Source organism: Pseudochelatococcus lubricantis, assembly GCF_042432495.1.
GTDB lineage: Bacteria > Pseudomonadota > Alphaproteobacteria > Rhizobiales > Beijerinckiaceae > Pseudochelatococcus > Pseudochelatococcus lubricantis.
This window is the reverse complement of the sequence record NZ_JBHLXC010000002.1, coordinates 681,824-701,044: the sequence shown is the minus strand read 5'-3', so window position 1 is coordinate 701,044 and position 19,221 is coordinate 681,824. Positions and strand designations below refer to the sequence as shown.

20 protein-coding genes are annotated in these 19,221 nt (G+C 66.3%); 14 read left to right on the top strand and 6 right to left on the bottom strand.

Translation table 11 applies throughout. The annotated features are described in order from the left end of the window. The first annotated feature begins 250 nt into the window (after nt 1-250). Genes tal through ACFFJ7_RS06085 form a run of 4 tightly spaced genes read left to right on the top strand, consistent with a single transcriptional unit; the run spans nt 251 to nt 4,777 of the window. Nucleotides 251-1,222, top strand: coding sequence for a transaldolase (tal, locus tag ACFFJ7_RS06100; RefSeq protein WP_377591175.1), 972 nt, complete (start codon nt 251-253; stop codon nt 1,220-1,222). Continuing rightward, nucleotides 1,219-2,511: a nicotinate phosphoribosyltransferase gene (gene pncB / locus ACFFJ7_RS06095; protein ID WP_166948114.1), complete on the top strand. Its 1,293-nt coding sequence runs from the start codon at nt 1,219-1,221 to the stop codon at nt 2,509-2,511. The genes tal and pncB overlap by 4 nt, the downstream gene beginning before the upstream one ends. Beyond that, the gene (argH, locus tag ACFFJ7_RS06090; RefSeq protein ID WP_377591173.1) at nt 2,511-3,914 is read left to right on the top strand and encodes an argininosuccinate lyase; all 1,404 of its coding nucleotides are present in this window, start codon (nt 2,511-2,513) and stop codon (nt 3,912-3,914) included. The genes pncB and argH overlap by 1 nt, the downstream gene beginning before the upstream one ends. Then, entirely contained in the window at nt 3,911-4,777 is an 867-nt protein-coding gene (locus ACFFJ7_RS06085; RefSeq protein ID WP_377591171.1) for a DMT family transporter, read from the top strand. The genes argH and ACFFJ7_RS06085 overlap by 4 nt, the downstream gene beginning before the upstream one ends. A gap of 118 nt (nt 4,778-4,895) precedes the next feature. Here ACFFJ7_RS06085 and ACFFJ7_RS06080 read toward each other — a convergent pair whose 3' ends face one another. Further along, nucleotides 4,896-5,342 (bottom strand): outer membrane protein assembly factor BamE, encoded by a 447-nt coding sequence (locus tag ACFFJ7_RS06080; protein WP_166948897.1) that lies wholly within the window; start codon nt 5,340-5,342, stop codon nt 4,896-4,898. A 336-nt stretch (nt 5,343-5,678) separates the two neighbouring features. Between ACFFJ7_RS06080 and ACFFJ7_RS06075 the strand changes: the two genes are divergently transcribed. The 4 genes from ACFFJ7_RS06075 (at nt 5,679) to ACFFJ7_RS06060 (ending at nt 9,122) form a co-directional block, all read left to right on the top strand. Further along, entirely contained in the window at nt 5,679-6,224 is a 546-nt protein-coding gene (locus ACFFJ7_RS06075; protein WP_246224965.1) for a ubiquinol-cytochrome C chaperone family protein, read from the top strand. A gap of 69 nt (nt 6,225-6,293) precedes the next feature. Next, nucleotides 6,294-6,833, top strand: coding sequence for a YceD family protein (locus ACFFJ7_RS06070; RefSeq protein WP_166948108.1), 540 nt, complete (start codon nt 6,294-6,296; stop codon nt 6,831-6,833). A 126-nt stretch (nt 6,834-6,959) separates the two neighbouring features. After that, the gene (plsX, locus tag ACFFJ7_RS06065) at nt 6,960-8,021 is read left to right on the top strand and encodes a phosphate acyltransferase PlsX (RefSeq protein ID WP_166948106.1); all 1,062 of its coding nucleotides are present in this window, start codon (nt 6,960-6,962) and stop codon (nt 8,019-8,021) included. A gap of 144 nt (nt 8,022-8,165) precedes the next feature. Further along, nucleotides 8,166-9,122: a beta-ketoacyl-ACP synthase III gene (locus tag ACFFJ7_RS06060; protein ID WP_377592096.1), complete on the top strand. Its 957-nt coding sequence runs from the start codon at nt 8,166-8,168 to the stop codon at nt 9,120-9,122. A gap of 63 nt (nt 9,123-9,185) precedes the next feature. On the opposite strand, the gene ACFFJ7_RS06055 is transcribed toward ACFFJ7_RS06060, so the two are convergent. Next, a complete protein-coding gene (locus tag ACFFJ7_RS06055) occupies nt 9,186-9,440 on the bottom strand; it encodes a hypothetical protein (RefSeq protein ID WP_377591168.1) in 255 nt (84 codons plus the stop codon). 33 nt (nt 9,441-9,473) lie between these two features. On the opposite strand from ACFFJ7_RS06055, the gene ACFFJ7_RS06050 reads away from it, so the two are divergent. The 5 genes from ACFFJ7_RS06050 (at nt 9,474) to ACFFJ7_RS06030 (ending at nt 12,889) form a co-directional block, all read left to right on the top strand. Beyond that, nucleotides 9,474-9,791: an integration host factor subunit alpha gene (locus ACFFJ7_RS06050; RefSeq protein WP_166948102.1), complete on the top strand. Its 318-nt coding sequence runs from the start codon at nt 9,474-9,476 to the stop codon at nt 9,789-9,791. A 184-nt stretch (nt 9,792-9,975) separates the two neighbouring features. Continuing rightward, on the top strand, nt 9,976-10,776 hold the full coding sequence (locus ACFFJ7_RS06045) for a MerR family transcriptional regulator (RefSeq protein ID WP_377591166.1): 801 nt from the start codon (nt 9,976-9,978) through the stop codon (nt 10,774-10,776). A gap of 210 nt (nt 10,777-10,986) precedes the next feature. Next, nucleotides 10,987-11,433 (top strand): RDD family protein, encoded by a 447-nt coding sequence (locus ACFFJ7_RS06040; RefSeq protein WP_166948100.1) that lies wholly within the window; start codon nt 10,987-10,989, stop codon nt 11,431-11,433. Between the two features lie 152 nt (nt 11,434-11,585). Then, nucleotides 11,586-12,308 carry an arginyltransferase gene (locus tag ACFFJ7_RS06035; protein ID WP_166948098.1) on the top strand — a complete coding sequence of 241 codons (723 nt, stop codon included), beginning with the start codon at nt 11,586-11,588 and terminating at the stop codon, nt 12,306-12,308. Nucleotides 12,309-12,448: 140 nt separating this feature from the next. Continuing rightward, the gene (locus ACFFJ7_RS06030) at nt 12,449-12,889 is read left to right on the top strand and encodes a DUF2852 domain-containing protein (protein WP_166948096.1); all 441 of its coding nucleotides are present in this window, start codon (nt 12,449-12,451) and stop codon (nt 12,887-12,889) included. A gap of 114 nt (nt 12,890-13,003) precedes the next feature. Here the strand turns inward: ACFFJ7_RS06030 and ACFFJ7_RS06025 are convergent, their stop codons facing one another. Further along, the gene (locus tag ACFFJ7_RS06025; protein ID WP_377591162.1) at nt 13,004-13,501 is read right to left on the bottom strand and encodes a DUF192 domain-containing protein; all 498 of its coding nucleotides are present in this window, start codon (nt 13,499-13,501) and stop codon (nt 13,004-13,006) included. A 130-nt stretch (nt 13,502-13,631) separates the two neighbouring features. Then, on the bottom strand, nt 13,632-14,213 hold the full coding sequence (locus tag ACFFJ7_RS06020) for a cold-shock protein (RefSeq protein WP_166948092.1): 582 nt from the start codon (nt 14,211-14,213) through the stop codon (nt 13,632-13,634). 328 nt (nt 14,214-14,541) lie between these two features. Between ACFFJ7_RS06020 and ACFFJ7_RS06015 the strand changes: the two genes are divergently transcribed. Further along, on the top strand, nt 14,542-15,312 hold the full coding sequence (locus ACFFJ7_RS06015) for a heparan-alpha-glucosaminide N-acetyltransferase (RefSeq protein ID WP_377591160.1): 771 nt from the start codon (nt 14,542-14,544) through the stop codon (nt 15,310-15,312). Here the strand turns inward: ACFFJ7_RS06015 and mfd are convergent. Then, complete coding sequence (gene mfd / locus ACFFJ7_RS06010; protein WP_377591158.1) at nt 15,299-18,829, bottom strand: transcription-repair coupling factor; 3,531 nt, start codon at nt 18,827-18,829, stop codon at nt 15,299-15,301. The genes ACFFJ7_RS06015 and mfd overlap by 14 nt on opposite strands. A gap of 19 nt (nt 18,830-18,848) precedes the next feature. Beyond that, complete coding sequence (locus tag ACFFJ7_RS06005; RefSeq protein ID WP_166948086.1) at nt 18,849-19,175, bottom strand: FAD assembly factor SdhE; 327 nt, start codon at nt 19,173-19,175, stop codon at nt 18,849-18,851. Nucleotides 19,176-19,221: the final 46 nt, after the last annotated feature.

Below are 19,221 nucleotides of genomic sequence, written 5' to 3'. Positions count from 1 at the left end.
ATGATGAACCTGTTGCCTAGACTTCCGCCGTGACGCTGATATGACGCACGGGGCGCGGGACCATCCCGCCGGGGCGGGTTCGGCCCGTTTTACGGGTACTTGCGCCTTTTGCGGACACTTGCGACTTTTGTGGACACTTGCGCCTTGCACTGACGCAACGTCCGTGGTCCAAACGACTGACGCGGGCAAACGCCGCGCACGGATCGGGAAACGGGCCGATGCGCCCGAGAGGAAAGCCTGGGGAAAGACGATGCCGACGAAACTCGATCAGTTGAAAGCCGTCACCGTTGTCGTCGCCGACACCGGCGATATCGAGACCGTGCGCCGCCTTCAGCCGCAGGACTGCACCACCAACCCCACGTTGCTGCTGCGCGCGGTGCAGTCGGGCAGCCATGCCGCCGTCGTCGACGAGGCGCTCGCCTTCGGTCGCACGCTCGGCGGCTCGCGCGACACGATCGTCTCCCGCGTGGCGGACCGGCTCGCGGTAAACTTCGGCACCGAACTCGCGCGCATCGTGCCGGGCCGCGTCTCGACGGAGGTGGACGCCGACCTGTCCTTCGACAAGGACGCGACGGTCGCCAAGGCCCGCGCGTTCATCCGCGACTACGAGGAGCGCGGCATCGGCCGCGAGCGCATCCTCATCAAGATCGCCGCGACGTGGGAAGGCATTCGTGCCGCCGAGATTCTGCAGAACGAGGGTATCGACACGAACCTGACGCTGCTCTTTTCGCTGGCGCAGGCGGCCGCCTGCGCGGACGCGGGCGTGTTCCTGATCTCGCCCTTCGTCGGCCGCATTCTCGACTGGCACGTCAGGAACGGCGGCGGCCCCTACACGGGCGAGACCGATCCCGGCGTATTCTCCGTGCGCACCATCTATGCCTATTACAAGCGCCACGGCATCGGCACCGTCGTGATGGGCGCCTCCTTCCGCAACCTCGGCGAGATCGAGGCCCTTGCGGGCTGCGACCGGCTCACCATCTCCCCGGCGTTCATCGATGAACTCGCCGCGAGCGAGGGCGGGCTGCCGCGCGCCCTGTCGCCGGACGACACCGGCCATGCGCCCGAGCGCCTGCATCTCGACGAGAAGGCGTTCCGCTTCGCCCTCAATGAGGATGCAATGGCGACTGAAAAGCTCGCCGAGGGCATCCGCGCGTTCGTGAAGGATCTGCGCACACTGCGCGCGCTGGTCGACGACCGCCTGGCCGCGGGAGGCAACGCATGACGGACATCGCCACCCGGGTCTACAACCATAGCTGGAAGATAGACCCGATCGTGCGCTCGCTGCTCGATACGGATTTCTACAAGCTGCTGATGGCGCAGATGATTTTCCGCCGCCAGCGGGACGCGCGTGTCACGTTCTCCATCATCAACCGTTCGAAGCACGTGCGGCTCGCCGACCTCATCGACGTCGTGGAGCTGCGCGAGCAGCTCGATCATGTGCGCACGCTGTCGCTGACGCGCGGGGAATCGACCTGGCTGCGCGGCAACATGTTCTACGGCCGCCGGCAGATGTTCGAGCCGGACTTCATCGCCTGGCTGGAGAGCTTCCGCCTGCCGCCCTACGAGCTGGAGGAGAAGGACGGCCAGTACGAGCTGACCTTCGAGGGGCCGTGGGTCGAAACCACGTTCTGGGAAATCCCGGCGCTCGCCATCATCACCGAACTGCGCTCGCGCGCCTCCCTTAAGCATATGGGACGTTTCGAGCTGCAGGTGCTTTATGCGCGCGCCATGGCGCGGCTGTGGGAGAAGGTGGAGGAACTCAAGACCCTCCCCGATCTCCAGATCGCCGATTTCGGCACGCGCCGCCGGCACGGCTTCCTGTGGCAGGACTGGTGCGTGCAGGCCCTGCAGGAGGGCCTCGGCGGCGCCTTCACCGGCACCTCGAACTGCCTCATCGCCCTGCGGCGCGAGGTGGAAGCCGTCGGCACCAACGCGCACGAGCTGCCGATGGTCTACGCCGCCCTCGCGTCCGACGACGAGAAGCTGCGGCAGGCGCCCTATCAGGTGCTGAACGACTGGCAGGAGGACTACGACGGCAATCTGCTCGTCATCCTGCCCGACACCTACGGCACGACGGGCTTCCTGCGGAACGCGCCGCCGTGGCTGTCGACATGGACGGGCATCCGCATCGATTCCAAGGACCCCATCAAGGGCGGCGAAGAGGCCATCGCCTGGTGGCAGGCACGCGGCGCCGACCCACGGGACAAGCTGATCGTCTTTTCCGACGCGCTCGACGTGCCGGTGATCCAGCAGATCCATGCCCACTTCCGGGGGCGCGTGCGCTTCGCCTTCGGCTGGGGCACACTGCTGACCAACGATTTCCGCGGCTTCGCGCCCGATGCCCTGCTCGATCCCTTCTCCATCGTCTGCAAGGTGGTGTCGGCCAACGGCCGGCCGACCGTCAAGCTGTCGGACAACCCCGCCAAGGCGCTCGGACCGCCGGAGGAAATCGAGCGCTACAAGCGGATTTTCGAGGTGGGCGAGCAGACCGTGCGTGAGGTGATTGTGTGATGTCGGAAGGTAGCGGGAAGAAAGACCAGTCGAACGCGATGTGGGGCGGGCGTTTCGCCGCCTCCCCCGCCGCGCTGATGGAAGCGATCAACGCCTCCATCGGCTTCGACAAGCGGCTGGCGGACCAGGACATCCGCGGCTCGCTCGCACACAGCGACATGCTCGCGGCGCAAGGCATCATCGGGCACGACGACCGCGACGCGATCCACGCCGGGCTCCGGAAGGTGCAAGCCGAGATCGAGGCAGGCACCTTCGATTTCAGGACGGCGCTGGAAGACATTCACATGAATGTCGAATCGCGGCTGAAGGAGATCGCCGGGGAACCGGCCGGGCGCCTGCATACCGCGCGCAGCCGCAACGACCAGGTGGCGACCGACGTGCGCCTGTGGGTGCGCGAGGCACACGACCGCGCCGTCGCCCAGATCACCGGCCTGATGCGCGCGCTCGTCACGCAGGCGGAGCGAAACACGGATACCGTGATGCCGGGCTTCACGCATCTGCAGAGCGCCCAGCCCGTCACCTTCGGCCATCATCTTCTCGCCTATGTCGAGATGCTGGGGCGCGACCGCAGCCGTTTCCGCGATTCCCGCAGCCGGCTGAACGAATGCCCGCTCGGCGCGGCCGCTCTTGCGGGCACCTCGTTTCCCATCGACCGCCACGCGACAGCGCTGGCGCTTGGCTTCGACGGGCCGACGCGCAACTCGCTCGATTCGGTATCGGATCGCGACTTCATTCTGGAATATCTGTCCGCCGCCTCGATCTGCGCGATGCACCTGTCACGCTTCGCCGAGGAAATCGTGCTGTGGATGACGGCCCAGTTCGGTTTCGTGCGCCTGTCTGACCGTTGGACCACCGGCTCCAGCATCATGCCGCAGAAGAAGAACCCGGATGCGGCCGAGCTGGTGCGCGGCAAGACGGGGCGCGTCTTCGGCTCGCTCGTCGCGCTGCTCACCGTGATGAAGGGCCTGCCGCTGACCTATTCCAAGGACATGCAGGAGGACAAGGAGCAACTGTTCGACGCCGCCGATACGCTCGAACTGGTGCTCGCCGCCACGACCGGCATGGTGGAGGATCTGCAGCCGGTGCCCGCGCGCATGGCCGCCGCCGCCGGCGCCGGCTTCTCCACAGCCACCGACCTCGCCGACTGGCTGGTGCGCAGCCTTAACATGCCGTTCCGGGAGGCGCACCACGTCACCGGGCGGCTCGTCGCGGAAGCGGAGCGGCGCGGCGTCGGCCTGGAGGAACTGCCGCTCGACGCATTCCAGGCGGTGGAAGCCGGCATCACGGCGGATGTCCGTGAGGTACTGGGCGTGCAGAACTCGGTGCGCTCGCGCAGGAGCTTTGGCGGCACCGCTCCGGAGCAGGTGGCGGCGCAGGTCGCGTGGTGGAAAGACCGTTTATGAGCCCCGCCCTCGCGCGCGCCGTTCCGGCGTTCTTCGTCGTCATCTGGGCGACGGGCTTTATCGTTGCCCGGCTCGTGGCGCCGCATGCCGATCCGATGACGTTCCTCGCGTTGCGCTGTGCGCTGGCGGCGGCGGTATTCATACTGATCGCGCTCGCGGTCGGCGCCAGATGGCCGACGACGCCACGCCACTGGTTCAACGCCTTCGTCGCCGGCGTGCTGATGCAGGGCTGCTATCTGGGTGCGACGTTCTGGGCCACCAAGCACGGCCTGCCCGCCGGCATCGTGGCGCTGATCATGGGGCTGCAGCCGCTGCTCACGGGTATCCTGTCCGTGCCGCTGTTGGGGGAGCGGGTTTCCGGCCAGCGCTGGTTCGGCATCGTACTGGGCTTCGCCGGCGCGCTGCTGGTGCTGTTTCCCCGCATCGGGGAGGCCTCCGCCCTGCCGCCTGCGGCAATGCTGGTGGCCCTCGCCGGCATGGTCTCGATGACGCTCGGCACCGTCTGGCAGAAGCGCACCGCCGCGTCGTCGGACCTGCGCACCAACGCCGCGGTCCAGTTCATCGGCGGTGTCGCGTTTCTGCTGCCGCTGGCGCTGCTGACCGAGGATTTGCGCCTCGACGGCACGACGGAGATGTGGATCGGCCTTGTGTGGGCAGTGCTGGGCCTTTCCGTGGGCGCCATCACGCTGCTGCTCTTCCTGATCAGGCAGGGCGCGGTCGCGGGCGTCGCCGCCCTGCTCTATCTGGTGCCGCCAGTGTCGGCGCTGATGGCGTTCTTCCTGTTCGGGGAAACGCTGGAGACCGTCCAGATCGCCGGCATGGCGATATCCGCCGTGGGCGTCGCCATCGCCAACCGGCCCTGAACCCAGCAGTGCGGGGCTAGAATCTGTCCTGTTTACGTTGAAACAGGACAGATTCTCGATTCCTTATTTTGAGCGAGTTCTGATCGATCAGATGAGTCCATCTGATCGGAGCGCGCTCTCAGAGGCCGAGGCCGGGCGTGAAGGAGGTGCCGCCGCCGCGGAACAATTGGCCGAGGAAGCTCTGCTCGGAGCCGCTGGTCGGCGTGGTGCGGCTGATGAAATCGAAGACGACGCCATCCTTCAGGCCGTAGTGGGCGACGCGCTCCACCTTGAACGCCTGGTTGAAGTAGATCGCCACCACACGCTGGTCGACGATGCGCGGCTCGATGAACTGCACGGTGCGCTGCAGCTTCTGGCTGATGTAGTAGAATGTCTTGTTGCCGACGGTCGAGACGGTCGAGGGCGTGCCGAGAATGGTGAGCACCTGCTCGACGCTGGTGCCGGGCGTGATGCGGGCCAGCGCGCTTTCGTCGATGACATAGCCGCGCGAGATCGTCTCGCTGCTGCCGCAGGCGGCAAGCCCGCCTGCCAGGGAAAGGGCCAGCACCGCCGCCGACAGGTGCATCAGCCGCAGGCGACGCTTCGCCGGGACACCGCCTGCGGCCGCAGCGCGCGCGGTCGTCGAACCGTTGGACTCGGAATCTCGGGACACGGAATCTCGGGACACGGAATCTTGGGACGCGAAATCTTGGGCCGAAGAGTTGCTCACCCGATGGTCTCCTGACTGTTACGCGGCTGACGCCGGATGCCCCCGCTCGACCGCACCGTCCCTGTGGACCGCGCGCGGGTGCGGCGCAAACCGCGCGGGAGGCGCGTTGCCCCGGCGCGAGGCATGCGGCATTGTGCTTGCATAATACCTCGCACATGCCGTAACCCGCGTGTTGAGGATTTGCAAGGCAGGATGAAACTGCGGGGGGAGATGTTTTTCGGATTGTTCGGCCGCAAGCGCGACGCCGGCGCCGTTGAGGCGCTTTACCGGCGCATCTCGGACGCTTCCCGCGCGCCCTTCCTCTACACGCATTTCGGGGTGCCGGATACGCTGGAAGGGCGATTCGATTCGCTGACCCTGCACACGGTGCTGACCATGCGCCGGCTGCGCGGCCTGCCTCCGCCGGCCGCCGACGTGGCGCAGGATCTTGTTGATATCCTGTTCCGGGAAATCGATCGCAGCCTGCGCGAAATCGGCATCGGCGACCTGTCCGTTCCAAAGAAAATGAAAGTCTTTGCCGAGACTTTCTACGGCCGCGCACGGGTTTTCGAGAAGGCGCTGGCGGCGGCGGACGACGAGGCGCTGCACGCGGCGCTCTCGCGTCCGGCAGGGGAAAAGGCGGGAAATCTCGCTGACTTCGCCCGCCATATCCGCCATGCTGATGCAACAATGACCACCTACGATCTGGCGTATATTATGTCCGGTGCGCCCCTTTTCCCAGACGCACCCCGAAGCTGATCAGCCGGCGCCCGCGACTGCCGGCGCCACCGGGCCGCCACGGCGGCCGTTTCCCGATGGAGGTCCACGATGACGGACACCGAATCATTCCCCCTGCAGCGCGTGTTCAACGTGGCCGACCTCAAGCCGGAGGGTGTGGACTTTACCGTGGAGACGACCCCGGAAGAGCGCGCGGCGCTTGCAGCGTTCCTTGATCTTCCCGCCATCCATGCGCTGACGGGCGCCTTCCACCTCTCCGGCAACGACCGGCGCGTGACGGTGCGGGGCGACGTGCGCGCGGCGATCGTGCAGACCTGCACGGTCTCGCTGGAGCCCTTCGATGCCTCCGTGCATGAAGAGGTGGAGGTCATGTTCGCCGATCCGGAATTGCCCCAGGCCGAACCGCGCGAGCCGCGCGATCCCGAATCGGAACTCGACGCTCCCGACGACCTGATCGACGGACAGATCGATCTCGGCGCCCTGACGGCGGAGTTTCTGGCTCTGGGGCTCGATCCCTACCCCCGCAAACCTGGCGTGGAATTCTTGTATGACGACGGCGTTGCGGGGAACGAATCGCCCTTTGCCGCCCTCTCGGGCTTGAAGCAGGCCGTTTCCGGCAATAAGGAATAGAGCTGCGGCGCATGATGGGTTCTGGCGCGCCAGCGCGCATCCCTTCGCCGCCGCCGGCCGTGCTTCCCGGTCGGCTGCGGCAACTCGGCTTTTGTGGTCGCCATTCTGGAGTTTGACACGTTCATTATGCCTGCATCGATCACGATTGCGCTTGACGCCATGGGCGGTGACTTCGGCGCTGCCGTTGTCGTTCCCGGCGCGGCCATCGCGCTGGAGCGGCGGCCGGACGTCCGCTTCCTGCTCTACGGCGACGAGAACGTCATCGCGCCGCTGCTGGCCAAGCATCCCGCGCTGCGGGCGGCGTCCGAAATCCGCCACACCGACGTCTTCGTCCGCATGGACGACAAGCCTAGCCAGGCGCTGCGGGCCGGGCGGTACAAATCTTCGATGTGGCAAGCCATCGAGGCGGTGAAGAACGGCGAAGCGCGCGCGGCGGTCTCGGCCGGCAACACCGGCGCGCTGATGGCGATGGCGATGTTCTGCCTGAAAACCATGGCGCCGGTGGACCGCCCGGCGATCGCCGGCATCTGGCCTACACTGCGCGGCGAGAGCATCGTGCTCGACATCGGCGCGACCATCGGCGCGGATGCCCGCCAGCTCGTCAACCTCGCCGTGATGGGCGCGGCCCTTGCGCGCGCCGTTTTCGACATCGAGCAGCCGACAGTCGGCCTCCTCAATGTCGGCGTGGAGGAAATCAAGGGCAACGAGGCGGTGAAAGAGGCCGGCCGCATCCTGCGCGAGAGCGCATCGGAGCAGTTCGCCTATCACGGTTTCGTCGAGGGCGACGACCTGGGCAAGGGCACAGTCGACGTCGTGGTAACGGAAGGTTTTGCTGGCAACATCGCGCTCAAGGCCGCGGAAGGAACGGCGCGGCAGGTGTCGGCTTATCTGCGCAGCGCTATCGAGCGCTCGCTGATGGCGCGCATCGGCTATCTGTTCGCGCGCGGCGCGTTCCGCGCGCTGCGGGAAAAGCTCGATCCACGCCGCTCCAACGGCGGAATTTTCCTCGGCCTGAACGGCATCGTCATCAAGAGCCACGGCGGCACCGATGCGTTCGGATTTGCGGCTGCGGTGGAACTTGCTTACGACATGTCGCGTTTCGGCCTGATCGATCGTATTCGTGACAGCGTGACACAGACACGGCCAATCGCGGCGCCAGCGCTTTCCGAGTCGGACGGAATCGTCTGACCGGCCTGAATCCGTTCCAGGCATGAATGGCGGAACATTCGACGATTCGGCCCCGGCCGGTGAATGGTCCAATACATAATCCGGCGCCCCGAAGCGCCCAGTGAGGGAGTTTTTTCGTTGCATCTCGCCAATCTGAGATCTGTCGTGCGCGGTTGCGGCGCCTACCTGCCGGAGCGCGTCCTGAGCAACGACGAATTGTCTCGCATGGTTGATACGTCCGATGACTGGATCGTCAAGCGCACCGGAATCCACCAGCGTCACATCGCGGCGGAGGGCGAGACGACGTCGCAGCTCGGCACGAAGGCGGCGCAGGCTGCGCTCAATGCGGCGGGACTGACCGGTAGCGACATCGACCTCATTATCTGTGCCACGTCGACGCCCGATTACACCTTCCCCGCCACCGCGACCCAGATCCAGCACGCTCTCGGCATCGATCACGGAGTCGCCTTCGACCTGCAGGCGGTCTGCTCCGGCTTCGTTTTCGCGGTGGCGACAGCGGACAAGTTCCTGACCTCCGGCTCGCACAAGCGCGCGCTGGTCATCGGCGCGGAAACCTTCTCGCGCATCCTTGACTGGGAGGACCGCGGCACCTGCGTGCTGTTCGGCGACGGCGCCGGCGCGATCGTGCTGGAGGCGCAGAACGGCACCCAATCCATCATGGACCGCGGCGTGCTGACATCGCATCTGCGTTCCGACGGACAGCACCGCTCAAAGCTGTTCGTGGACGGCGGGCCGGGGTCCACGCGCACCGTCGGGCACCTGCGCATGGAAGGGCGCGAGGTCTTCCGTTTCGCTGTCGGCATGATTACCGACGTCATCGAGGATGCGCTGAACGCGCTCGGCATCAGCGCGAGCGACATCGACTGGTTCGTGCCGCATCAGGCCAACCGGCGCATCATCGACGCCAGCGCGCAAAAGCTCGGCATCGCGCCCGAGAAAGTTGTGGTTACCGTCGACCGGCACGGCAACACTTCGGCCGCGTCCATCCCGCTTGCCTTGTCTGTCGCCGTGGCGGACGGGCGCATCCGGGAGGGCGACCTCGTGCTGATCGAATCGCTCGGCGGCGGCTTCACATGGGGCAGCGCCGTCATCCGCTGGTAGATGCCGCCGGCAGACGGGCCGCGATACGCGGCGCAAGATCGTGATCCTTGATCGTTACTGTCGTCATATGGCCGTAACATTGTCCGATTGCATCCATAAACTGCTATAGGCAACAGGCGATTGAGTTGATTTGCGCCATTGACCGGCGCTGGCGATATGAATAGCGTGAAAAATCATGGTTGAAGCGACGCGCCCGGTTTTGCCGGGCGGATTGCTGCTTTCGCCGTGCAGTGGGCCGGTTCGATAAAGGCGTGCCTGCGGCAGGCGGCGTGCGAAACGGCGTGTATCGATGGATTGCGGGCGGGCGGCCTGCTGCACAGGGGGCGTGCGGTTGACGCGCGAAGGAAGACGATGGCAGGACGGACAGTAACACGAGCGGATCTTTGCGAGGTCGTCTATCAGAAGATAGGCCTGTCGCGGACGGAATCGGCGGCACTGGTGGAATCCGTGCTGACCGAAATCTCGGACACCCTCGCCCGGGGCGAGACGGTGAAGCTGTCCTCTTTCGGGTCGTTCATCGTCCGCGACAAGGGCCAGCGCATCGGCCGCAACCCGAAGACCGGCGTCGAGGTACCGATCGAGCCGCGCCGCGTGATGATCTTCCGCCCGTCCAACGTCCTGCGCGCCCGCATCAACGGCGAGGAGCCGGGAGTGAAGGATAAGGACTGATCGCAGCCGGCCCGCCGCGACGACGCGCCGTGGCGGATGCCGCCGGGACGGGCTTAGGACAGCCTGGCGACAGTTTCGCGTGTCATATCGGATTTACGCAACTCCCGAGCAGCGCAATACTGATGCGCGGGGCGATCCCGGGCAGGCGGCCCTGGATTCGGATTGTTGCGTGAAGGAGTGACAGGTGACCAAGGGACCGGACGCCTTCCGCACCATCAGCGAAGTCGCGGAAGAGTTGAATATTCCCCAACATGTGCTGCGTTTCTGGGAAACGCGGTTTGCGCAGATTCGGCCTGTGAAGCGCGGCGGCGGCCGGCGCTTCTATCGGCCGGAAGATGTCGCGTTGCTGCGCGGCATCCGCCATCTCCTGTATGGGGCGGGATACACCATTCGCGGCGTGCAGCGCATCCTCAGGGAACAGGGCGTCGCCCACGTTCAGGGGCTGGTCGCGCAGGCGCAGGGCTCGTCACGGCCAGTTTCGGATGCCCTCGCAGCAACGCCGGCCGGGCATGCGGCGGGGTCTCACCTTACCGGCGAGGGGTTCACGGCGGACGGGCACGATCCCGGCGCGCCCTCCTTCACCGGCGGCGAGGACGATGCGGATGCGCAGGCATGGCGGCCCGCCGACGACCCGGATGACCAGGTCGATGCCGCCGGCGATATCGTTGACGACGATCCCCCGGCACCGACCGATGACGCTGATTTCGCCGGCCACGCCGCCCGGATACCGGAGGCGGACGAGGCGGAGTTCAATGCGGGCGCATCGGCGCAAATCGATGCCGTCATAGACCGTTACGCCCCCGGGCCGCTGTCGCTGCGTGCGCGCAGGAACAATCCACAGGGAAGCCCGGCGGTGATCAACCGGATGATCGAGCCGAGCTATCAGCTAGCGGGCAGCACGCGCGAGCAGCTTCAGGCCGTTGTCGACGAGCTGCGCGAGTGCCGCCGCCTGCTCGCCAGCGCGCTGAACCGCCAGTCCGAGTAACGGCGGCGCGTTGCCACGCCACAGGGAGCGTGACGGGGCGGGGATGACAGCACCGCGGGCCGCACCTATATCGCATACGACCGGGCGCCGGAACGGTTCATGTCTTCGCGGAATCGCCCGGCGGCACGCTGCCCGTTCCGCGCCATTCCGGAGGGAAGCGGGCTTCGCGCTTTTCCGGGAGCGGTTTGATACGATGGTGGGGAGGCATTCATGACTCAGGTTCCGGCACCGTTGCGGCCGAGATTCGACACGCGAGGCGTGCTGACGGGGCGGTTTTTCGCCTACCTCGTCGATGCCGTGATTATCTTCATGCTAACGATCGCGCTCGGCTGGGTCATCGCGCTTCTCGGCATCGTGACCTTCGGCGTCGCCTGGCTGCTGTTCCCGTTGCTGGCGGGCACCGGCGTCATTTATAGCGCGATCACCGTAGGGGGCGAGGCACAGGCGACCATCGGCATGCGCTGGCTGGGGCTGCGTGTCGTCGGGCCGGACGGCGCGCGCGTCGACTTCCTCATCGCCGCCGTCCACGCCATCTTTTTCTATATCGCGATCGGGACGTGCATCCTTTTCGTGCTCGACGTGCTGACCGCCCTCGTGCGCGACGACCGGCGCATGCTGCACGACGTCCTTACCGGCGTCACGGTCACCCGGTCCTGACGCGACGTGTGGGATGCGCCCGCGCGCCCCTTGAGTTGCGCGGGCGGCATGCTATCCTTGTCCGAAGGGTCATATGACCGCATCGACCGGGTATGATGCACTTTCCGGACAAACCTGTCGCCCCCGAAACCCGATATCGGTGATCTCCCGCCGTGACGACGCAACCGCGCAATGCTCCGCAATTCTATCTGACGGCGCCGGCGCCATGCCCCTACCTGCCGGCGCAGCAGGAGCGGAAGGTGTTCACCCACCTCATTGGCCGGCGCGCGGGGGAAATCAACGATGTGCTGACCCAGGGCGGCTTTCGCCGCTCGCAGACCATCGCCTATCGTCCCGCATGCGAGGGCTGCCGCAGTTGCGTCTCCGTCCGGGTGGTCGCGGACGATTTCCGTACCACGCGCAGCTTCCGGCGCGTCATCAACCAGAACCGCGATCTCGCCGGGACGATGGTGCTGCCGCATGCATCGTCGGAGCAGTACGGGCTCTTCCGCGCCTATCTCGACGCCCGCCACGCGGACGGCGGCATGGCGGATATGAGCGTTCTCGACTATTCCGTGATGGTGGAAGATACGCACGTTACCACGCGCCTTATCGAGTACCGGCGCGAGAACGACGAACTCGTCGCCGTGGCGCTGACCGATATCCTGAGCGACGGACTGTCGATGGTCTATTCGTTCTACGAGCCCGATGCTCCGCATCGCAGCCTCGGCACCTATCTCATCCTCGACCATATCGCCCGGGCGCAGATCCTCGGCCTGCCTTACGTCTATCTGGGATATTGGGTCGATGGCTCGCGGCGCATGGGCTACAAGAGCCGCTTCCATCCGCAGGAGCGCCTGCTGCCGGAGGGGTGGGTGCGCTACGACGGCGAATAGCGCCGCCGGACCGGCGGTCCGGTTCCGCCAGGCGCCTCCTCTTGTTTACACGCCGACGTTTACTATTTCTCCGACAGGAGACCTTGTGCCGCGCGGCACGGCGCTGATCGCCGGGCGTGTCACGGCTCCCGGAGACGACTATGACGCAACATGATCATCGTTCAGTGCTGCGTGACTGGCGCCCCGCCGAGCTGGCGGCGCTCGTCATCGGCTTCATCATCTACTGGCCGCTGGGTCTCGTGGTGCTGGCGTGGAAATACTGGAACGACCGCTCGCGTTCTCCCCGCAGCCTTGATGACGTGGTGACGGAAGGCTTCTGCCGGGTGCGCGCCGGGCTGCGCGACGTGTTCGGCGGCGGGACGCCCGCCAGCAGTGCGGACGAGGACTTTTTCGCGCCTACCGGCAACGATCGGTTCGACACGCACGTGAGCACGGAATTGCAGCGCATCAATAACGACCGCGGCAAGCTGGCGGACGAGGTGCGGGCCTTCCGCGCCTTCCTCGATCAGGAACGGGCCGGCGGCGCGGACGTTTATGAGCGTTTCCGCCGGCAGCGCGGCGACGCCGATCCGACGCCATAACATCATTCCTCGATGAGCCTGCTCATCGAGGAATGCTCAAGCCAACGCGGCGCTTAAGCGAAACCCGCACGGGAGCGGCCGAAGACCGGGAGCGTTGGCATGACGCCCCGCCGTTCACCGGCCCGGCGCGATGAACGAAAGCTCGACCGAATCCCCGACGGCGGCGCCAATGCGTGCCGCCGTTCCCGCGTTCAGCTCGATTACCGCGCGCACCGGCCCTCCCGAGGGAATGATGCGGCGCGACAGCGGCTCCGTCCGCTCGGCGATGCGCACAATCCGGCCCTGTGCGTCGACGAACAGCATGTCGAGCGAAATGAACGTGTTTTCCATCCACATCGCCACGGGCTGCGCGTCAGTATAATCGAAGATCATGCCGCGATCGGCGGGCAGGTAGCGCCGGCCCATCAGGCCACGGGCCTGTTCCTCCTGCGAGCGTGCCACTTCCACCACGAAGCTGTGCCGCCCGGAGGCGGTCACGATGGTCAGCGGCTCCGTGGGGAGAATCGATGGCGCCCGCGCGACTGCGGCGGGCGACAGCGCAAGACCAACCGTCATCAACAGGCCGGCCAGAAAAGCCCCCGCATCCCGTCTGCTCAGTTTCGTGGTGCTCATTCCTGGCCGGACCATGTTCTGCAAGTTGCGGTAAAATATAAAAATTGGAGCGCACGATCTGATTCCATCAGAACACGCTCAAAATAAGGAATCGAGAATCTGTCCTGTTTCAACGTAAACAGGACAGATTCTAGTGCGAAACCGGCGCATGGCTGATGTCCGGCAGGCGCACCTCCGCCACCATCCGGCCCTTGGGGCCATCGCCATAGCGCACGAGCAGCGCCTGCCCCGGCACGAGTTCCATCAGGCCGTAGCGGCGCATGGTCTCCATGTGGATGAAGATGTCCGGCGTGCCCTCGCCGCAGGTCACGAAGCCGAAGCCGCGCTGGCGGTTGAACCACTTGACGACCACCATCTGGAAGCCGCCTGTCGGCACCACGGAAACGTGGGTGCGCACCGGCAGCTCGGACGGGTGAGGCGCGGTGGAGACATCAATGGAGCGGATGCGGAAGACCTGCAGCCCGCGGTCGCGGCGCATGGCGTCGCAGACAATCGTCGCCCCTTCCACCGCCGTCTCGTAACCGTCGCGCTTGAGGCAGGTGATGTGCAACAGCACATCCGACATGCCGTTGTCGGGGACAACGAAGCCGAAGCCGCGCGACGTATCGAACCATTTGATCCGGCCTCTGATCTCTATCAAATCACAGGAAACGCCGTCCGCCTCGCCGCGCTCGGCCGCCACGCGCGCACCAGAATGCGTCTCATCCGTCATGGTTCACTGCACCCGAAAAATACGAATCCGATATGGTTAACGATAACACCAACAAAAGTCGAAAACAGGCGCGAATCTGCCATCTTTGTGATTCACGCACAGCCTTTGTGGCCGCAACTGCATCGACGCCGACAGCAACGCCTCCCCCGCGCTTGCGGCCGCGACCGCCGGCACACGCCCTGATCCGGTCAAGGTGCGATTGCCGCATCGTGCACCTCGCCGTCCGTACCTTTGTTTCACGCCACGCTTGCGAGTCTAGTCCGAATGCCGTTACTTCGGAATCGAAAACGTCTTCTCCCATACCATGCGAAGATGAAGGTCACGCTGCATGACAGGCCGACGCCCCGCTCCGTCCGGTGAACGCGCGCCCGGGCGCATCCCCGCGCTCGACGTTGCACGCGGGCTCGCGATTGCGGCGATGATCTCCTACCATCTCGCGTGGGACCTGTACTTCACCGGCTTTTCCGATATCAACGCCGCCACCGATCCATGGCTGCGCCTTTACGCGAAGACGATCGCCGGCTCCTTTCTCGCGATTTCCGGGATCGGACTGGTACTGGCGCATGGCGGCGGCATCCGCTGGTCAACGTTCCTGCGTCGCCTCGCGGTGATCGCCGGCGCGGCGCTCGCCGTCACCGTGGGGTCGTGGTTCGCCTTTCCGCAAAGCTTCATCTTCTTCGGCATTCTGCATTGCATCGCGCTTTGCAGCGTGCTTGCCCTGCCGTTCCTGCGCGCACCGCTGTGGCTGGTGGCCGCCGCCGCGCTGGCGGCGCTCACCCTGCCGTGGGCCGTCGCCTCACCCGCCTTCGAGGCGTGGTGGCTGTCGTGGCTCGGCCTCGGCGTCATCCCGCCCCTCAGCAACGACTATGTGCCGGTGTTTCCCTGGTTCGCCTTCGTGCTCGCCGGCATCGCGGTCTGGCGATGGCTGGCGCCCTATATCCCCGAGGAGGGGGGCGCATGGCGTGCAGAAGGTGCCATCGGGCGCCTTCTCGTGTTCGCCGGCCGCAACAGCCTCGTCATTTACCTGACGCACCAGATCGTGCTGCTCGGCGCCCTCACCGGCCTTGCCTATCTGCTGAACAGCCTCACGCCGCCTTGATCGCGCGCTCCGCGATGCGCACCAGATTCTTCAGGATCGTGGAAGCGCCCTTCAGCCGCTGTTCGGCGTTGTCGAACGAATCGATGAACACGACGCGCATGTCCGGCCGCACCTTGGCGAGCGACCCGTGCCCGGCCACGTAGGACACGAGTCCAGCCGGGTTGGCGAAAGCGTTGTTACGGAACGACACGATCACGCCCTTGGGGCCTGCCTCGATCTTCTCGACATTCGCGCGACGGCACAGTGCCTTGATGGCGACGATGCGCAACAGTTGTTCCACCTCCTCCGGCAGCGGGCCGAACCGGTCGACGAGTTCCGCGCCGAACGCCTCGATCTCGCGGTCCTCGTCGATGGTGGAGAGGCGGCGATAGATGTCGAGGCGCAATTGCAGGTCGGCGACGTAATTTTCCGGGATCATCACCGGCGTGCCGATGGTGATCGTCGGCGACCACTGGTCCTCCGCCTCCTCGTCCGCGGCGCCAGACTTCAACTGCGCCACGGCCTCCTCCAGCATCTGCTGGTAAAGCTCGTAACCGACCTCGCGGATATGGCCGGACTGCTCGTCGCCCAGCAGGTTGCCGGCGCCGCGAATGTCGAGATCGTGGCTTGCCAGCATAAAGCCCGCGCCCAGCGTGTCGAGCGACTGCAGCACTTCGAGGCGCTTCTCGGCGGTCGCCGTGATGCGCCGCTTGGCGGGAACGGTGAACAGCGCGTAGGCGCGCGTCTTGGAGCGTCCGACACGCCCCCGCAACTGGTAGAGCTGCGCCAGACCGAACATATCGGCGCGATGCACCACCAGCGTGTTGGCGCGCGGGATGTCGAGGCCCGATTCGACGATGGTCGTCGACAGCAGAATGTCGAACCTGCCCTCGTAGAAGGCGGTCATGATGTCCTCAAGCTGGCCCGCCGGCATCTGCCCGTGCGCCACCGCGACCTTGGCCTCCGGCACCTCCCTGTCGAGGAACGTCTTGACCTCGGCAAGATCGTCGATGCGCGGGCAGACGTAGAAGGACTGCCCGCCGCGATAGCGCTCGCGCAGCAGCGCCTCGCGGATCGATAGCCCGTCGAACGGCATCACGAAGGTGCGCACGGCGAGGCGGTCCACCGGCGGCGTGGCGATGATCGACAGCTCGCGCACGCCGGTGAGCGCCAGCTGCAGCGTGCGCGGGATCGGCGTCGCCGAGAGCGTGAGCACGTGCACCTCCGCCCGCCACTGTTTCAGCCGCTCCTTGTGGGCAACGCCGAAATGCTGCTCCTCATCGATGATGATGAGGCCCAGGTCATTGAAGCGGATGGTTTTCGACAGCACGGCGTGGGTGCCGACCACGATGTCGACGGTTCCGTCCGCGAGCCCGGCCTTCACCTTCTTCAGCTCCGGAGCGGAAACGAAGCGCGACATCTGCGCGATGCGCACCGGGAGCCCCTGGAAGCGCTCCGCGAAACCGTTGTAATGCTGGCGCGCGAGCAGCGTCGTCGGCACAACGACCGCCACCTGGTGGCCGGATAGCGCGACGGCAAAGGCGGCGCGCAGCGCGACCTCCGTCTTGCCGAAGCCGACGTCGCCGCACACCAGCCTGTCCATCGGACGGCCGGCGGCCAGATCGTCGAGCACCGCGTCGATGGCGCTCTGCTGGTCGTCCGTCTCCTCATACGGGAAGCGGGCGGCGAATTCGTCGTAAAGGCCGGCCGGCACCTCGATCCGCGGCGCCTCGCGCATGGCGCGGTCGGCGGCGACCTTGATCAGCTCGCCCGCCATCATGCGGATACGCTGCTTGAGCTTGGCCTTGCGGGCCTGCCAGGCGCCGCCGCCGAGCTTGTCGAGCGGCACCTCGGTATCCTCGGAGCCGTAGCGCGACAGCAGTTCGATGTTGACCACCGGCAGGAACAGCTTGTCGCCGCCCGCATAGTGGATTTCGAGGCAGTCCAGCGGCGCGCCGGCGGCCGTAATCGTCTTCAGGTCCACGAAACGGCCGATGCCGTGGTCGACATGCACGACGAGATCGCCCGCCGAAAGGCCGGCCGCCTCGGTGATGACATCCTGCGCACGGCGCGCCTTGCGCTTCTGGCGTACGAGGCGGTCGCCCAGAATGTCCTGCTCGCCGATGACGGCGAGATTCGCCGTCTCGAAACCGGCCTCCAGCCCCCAGACGGCGAGCGCCACCTCGTTACGCGGCAGCGCCAGCGCGACATCGAAACGCCCGACGTTCGTCAGCGGCTTCAGGCCGTGGTCGGCCAGCACGTGCGACAGGCGCTCACGCGAGCCGTCCGACCACGCCGCGATCACCACGCGCTTCTTCGCCTGCGTGAGGTCGCGCACATGATCGACGGCGGCCTTGAACACGTTGGCCGTGTCGTCCACCCGCTCGGGCGCGAAGTTGCGGCCAGGCTTCGCCCCCGCGTCGATGACCATGCGCGCCGCGTCGTCCGGCTCGTGAAAGGGCGTGAGCCGCGCCAGCGGAAGCGTCGCCTGCCGCTCGGCCCATTCGCTCTCCGTGAGGTAGAGCTGCCCGGGCGGCAGCGGATTGTAGGGCGTGCCGGCGCCGGCACGCGCCGGATCACCGGCCGCCGCCCTGCGCGCCTCGTAGTAGTCGCGCACCTGCGCGAAGCGCTCGACTGCCGCTTCGCCCGACAGCGAATCGAGCACCAGCGGCACGCCGGGCAGGTAGTCGAACAGGGTGTCGAGACGGTCGTGCAGCAGCGGCAGCCAGTGTTCGAGACCGGGATGGCGGCGCCCCTCCGACACGGCTTCATATAATGTGTCGTCGCGGGTCGCCGCCCCGAAGGCCTTGACGTAACCCTGCCTGAAACGCCGGATCGTCTCGGTGGTGATCTTCGCCTCGCTCATCGGCACGAGATCGAGCGAACGCAACTGATGGGTGGTGCGCTGGGTCTCGGGATCGAAGGCGCGGATCGATTCGAGCGTATCACCGAAGAAGTCGAGGCGAATCGGTTCGGCCAGGCCCGGCGCGAAAAGATCGACGATGCCGCCGCGCACGGCATATTCGCCCGTGTCGCGCACGGTCGGCGTGCGCGCGAAGCCGTTCACCTCCAGCCACTCGACCAGCCTGTCCATATCGATGGCGTTGCCGGGCGCGGCCGAGAACGTCTCCGTCGCCACCTGCCGCAGAGGCGGCACCCTTTGCAGGAGCGCATTGACGGTGGTGAGCACGACGCGCGGTTTCTGCTCCGACGAGCGCGTACGCGCGAGCCGCGCCAGCGTCATCATGCGCCGCGCCGTCACCGCCGAGGTGGGCGACACGCGGTCGTAGGGCTGGCAGTCCCAGCCGGGGAACGACAGCACCTCGATCTCGGGCGCGGCGAAAGCGAGCCCGGCTTCGAGCGCCGCCATGCGGCGGTCGTCGCGCGCCACGTGCACGAGGACGGCGGGCAGTTCCTTCTCGCGCAGGCCGCGCGCCAGCTCCGCCACGACGATGACATCGTAGCCGTCCGGAACGCTGGCGATGGTGGGACTGTCGCCCCGCGCAAGGGCATCGACGGCGCGTTTCAACTGGGACATGCGTCAGGCCGGCAGCAACTCAGACGTTGATCGGGGATTGGTGCGTGTGGAACGCCTTGATTCGCCGGAAGATCGGCGTGTCGTTCGCGGGCGGCACCTCGCCCGTGCTGAACCACGTGAAGAGGTCGCGGTCGGGAAGCGCCATCAGGCGCTCCAGCTCCGCCACCGTCTCCTCGTCGAGCGCGTCGAGTTCCGCGTCGACGAAGGGGCCGAGCACCATGTCCATCTCGCGCGTGCCGCGATGCCAGGCGCGAAAACGGATGCGCCTGCGCCGCGCGTCGAGCGCAAGCCCGCCCGAGAGATCGGCCCCCTGGGCATCGCCATCTGCCTCTGAAAAACTGTTCATGATTTGTCCCTTGAAAGACATATGGTCGCCACGGGCGTTCGGCTGG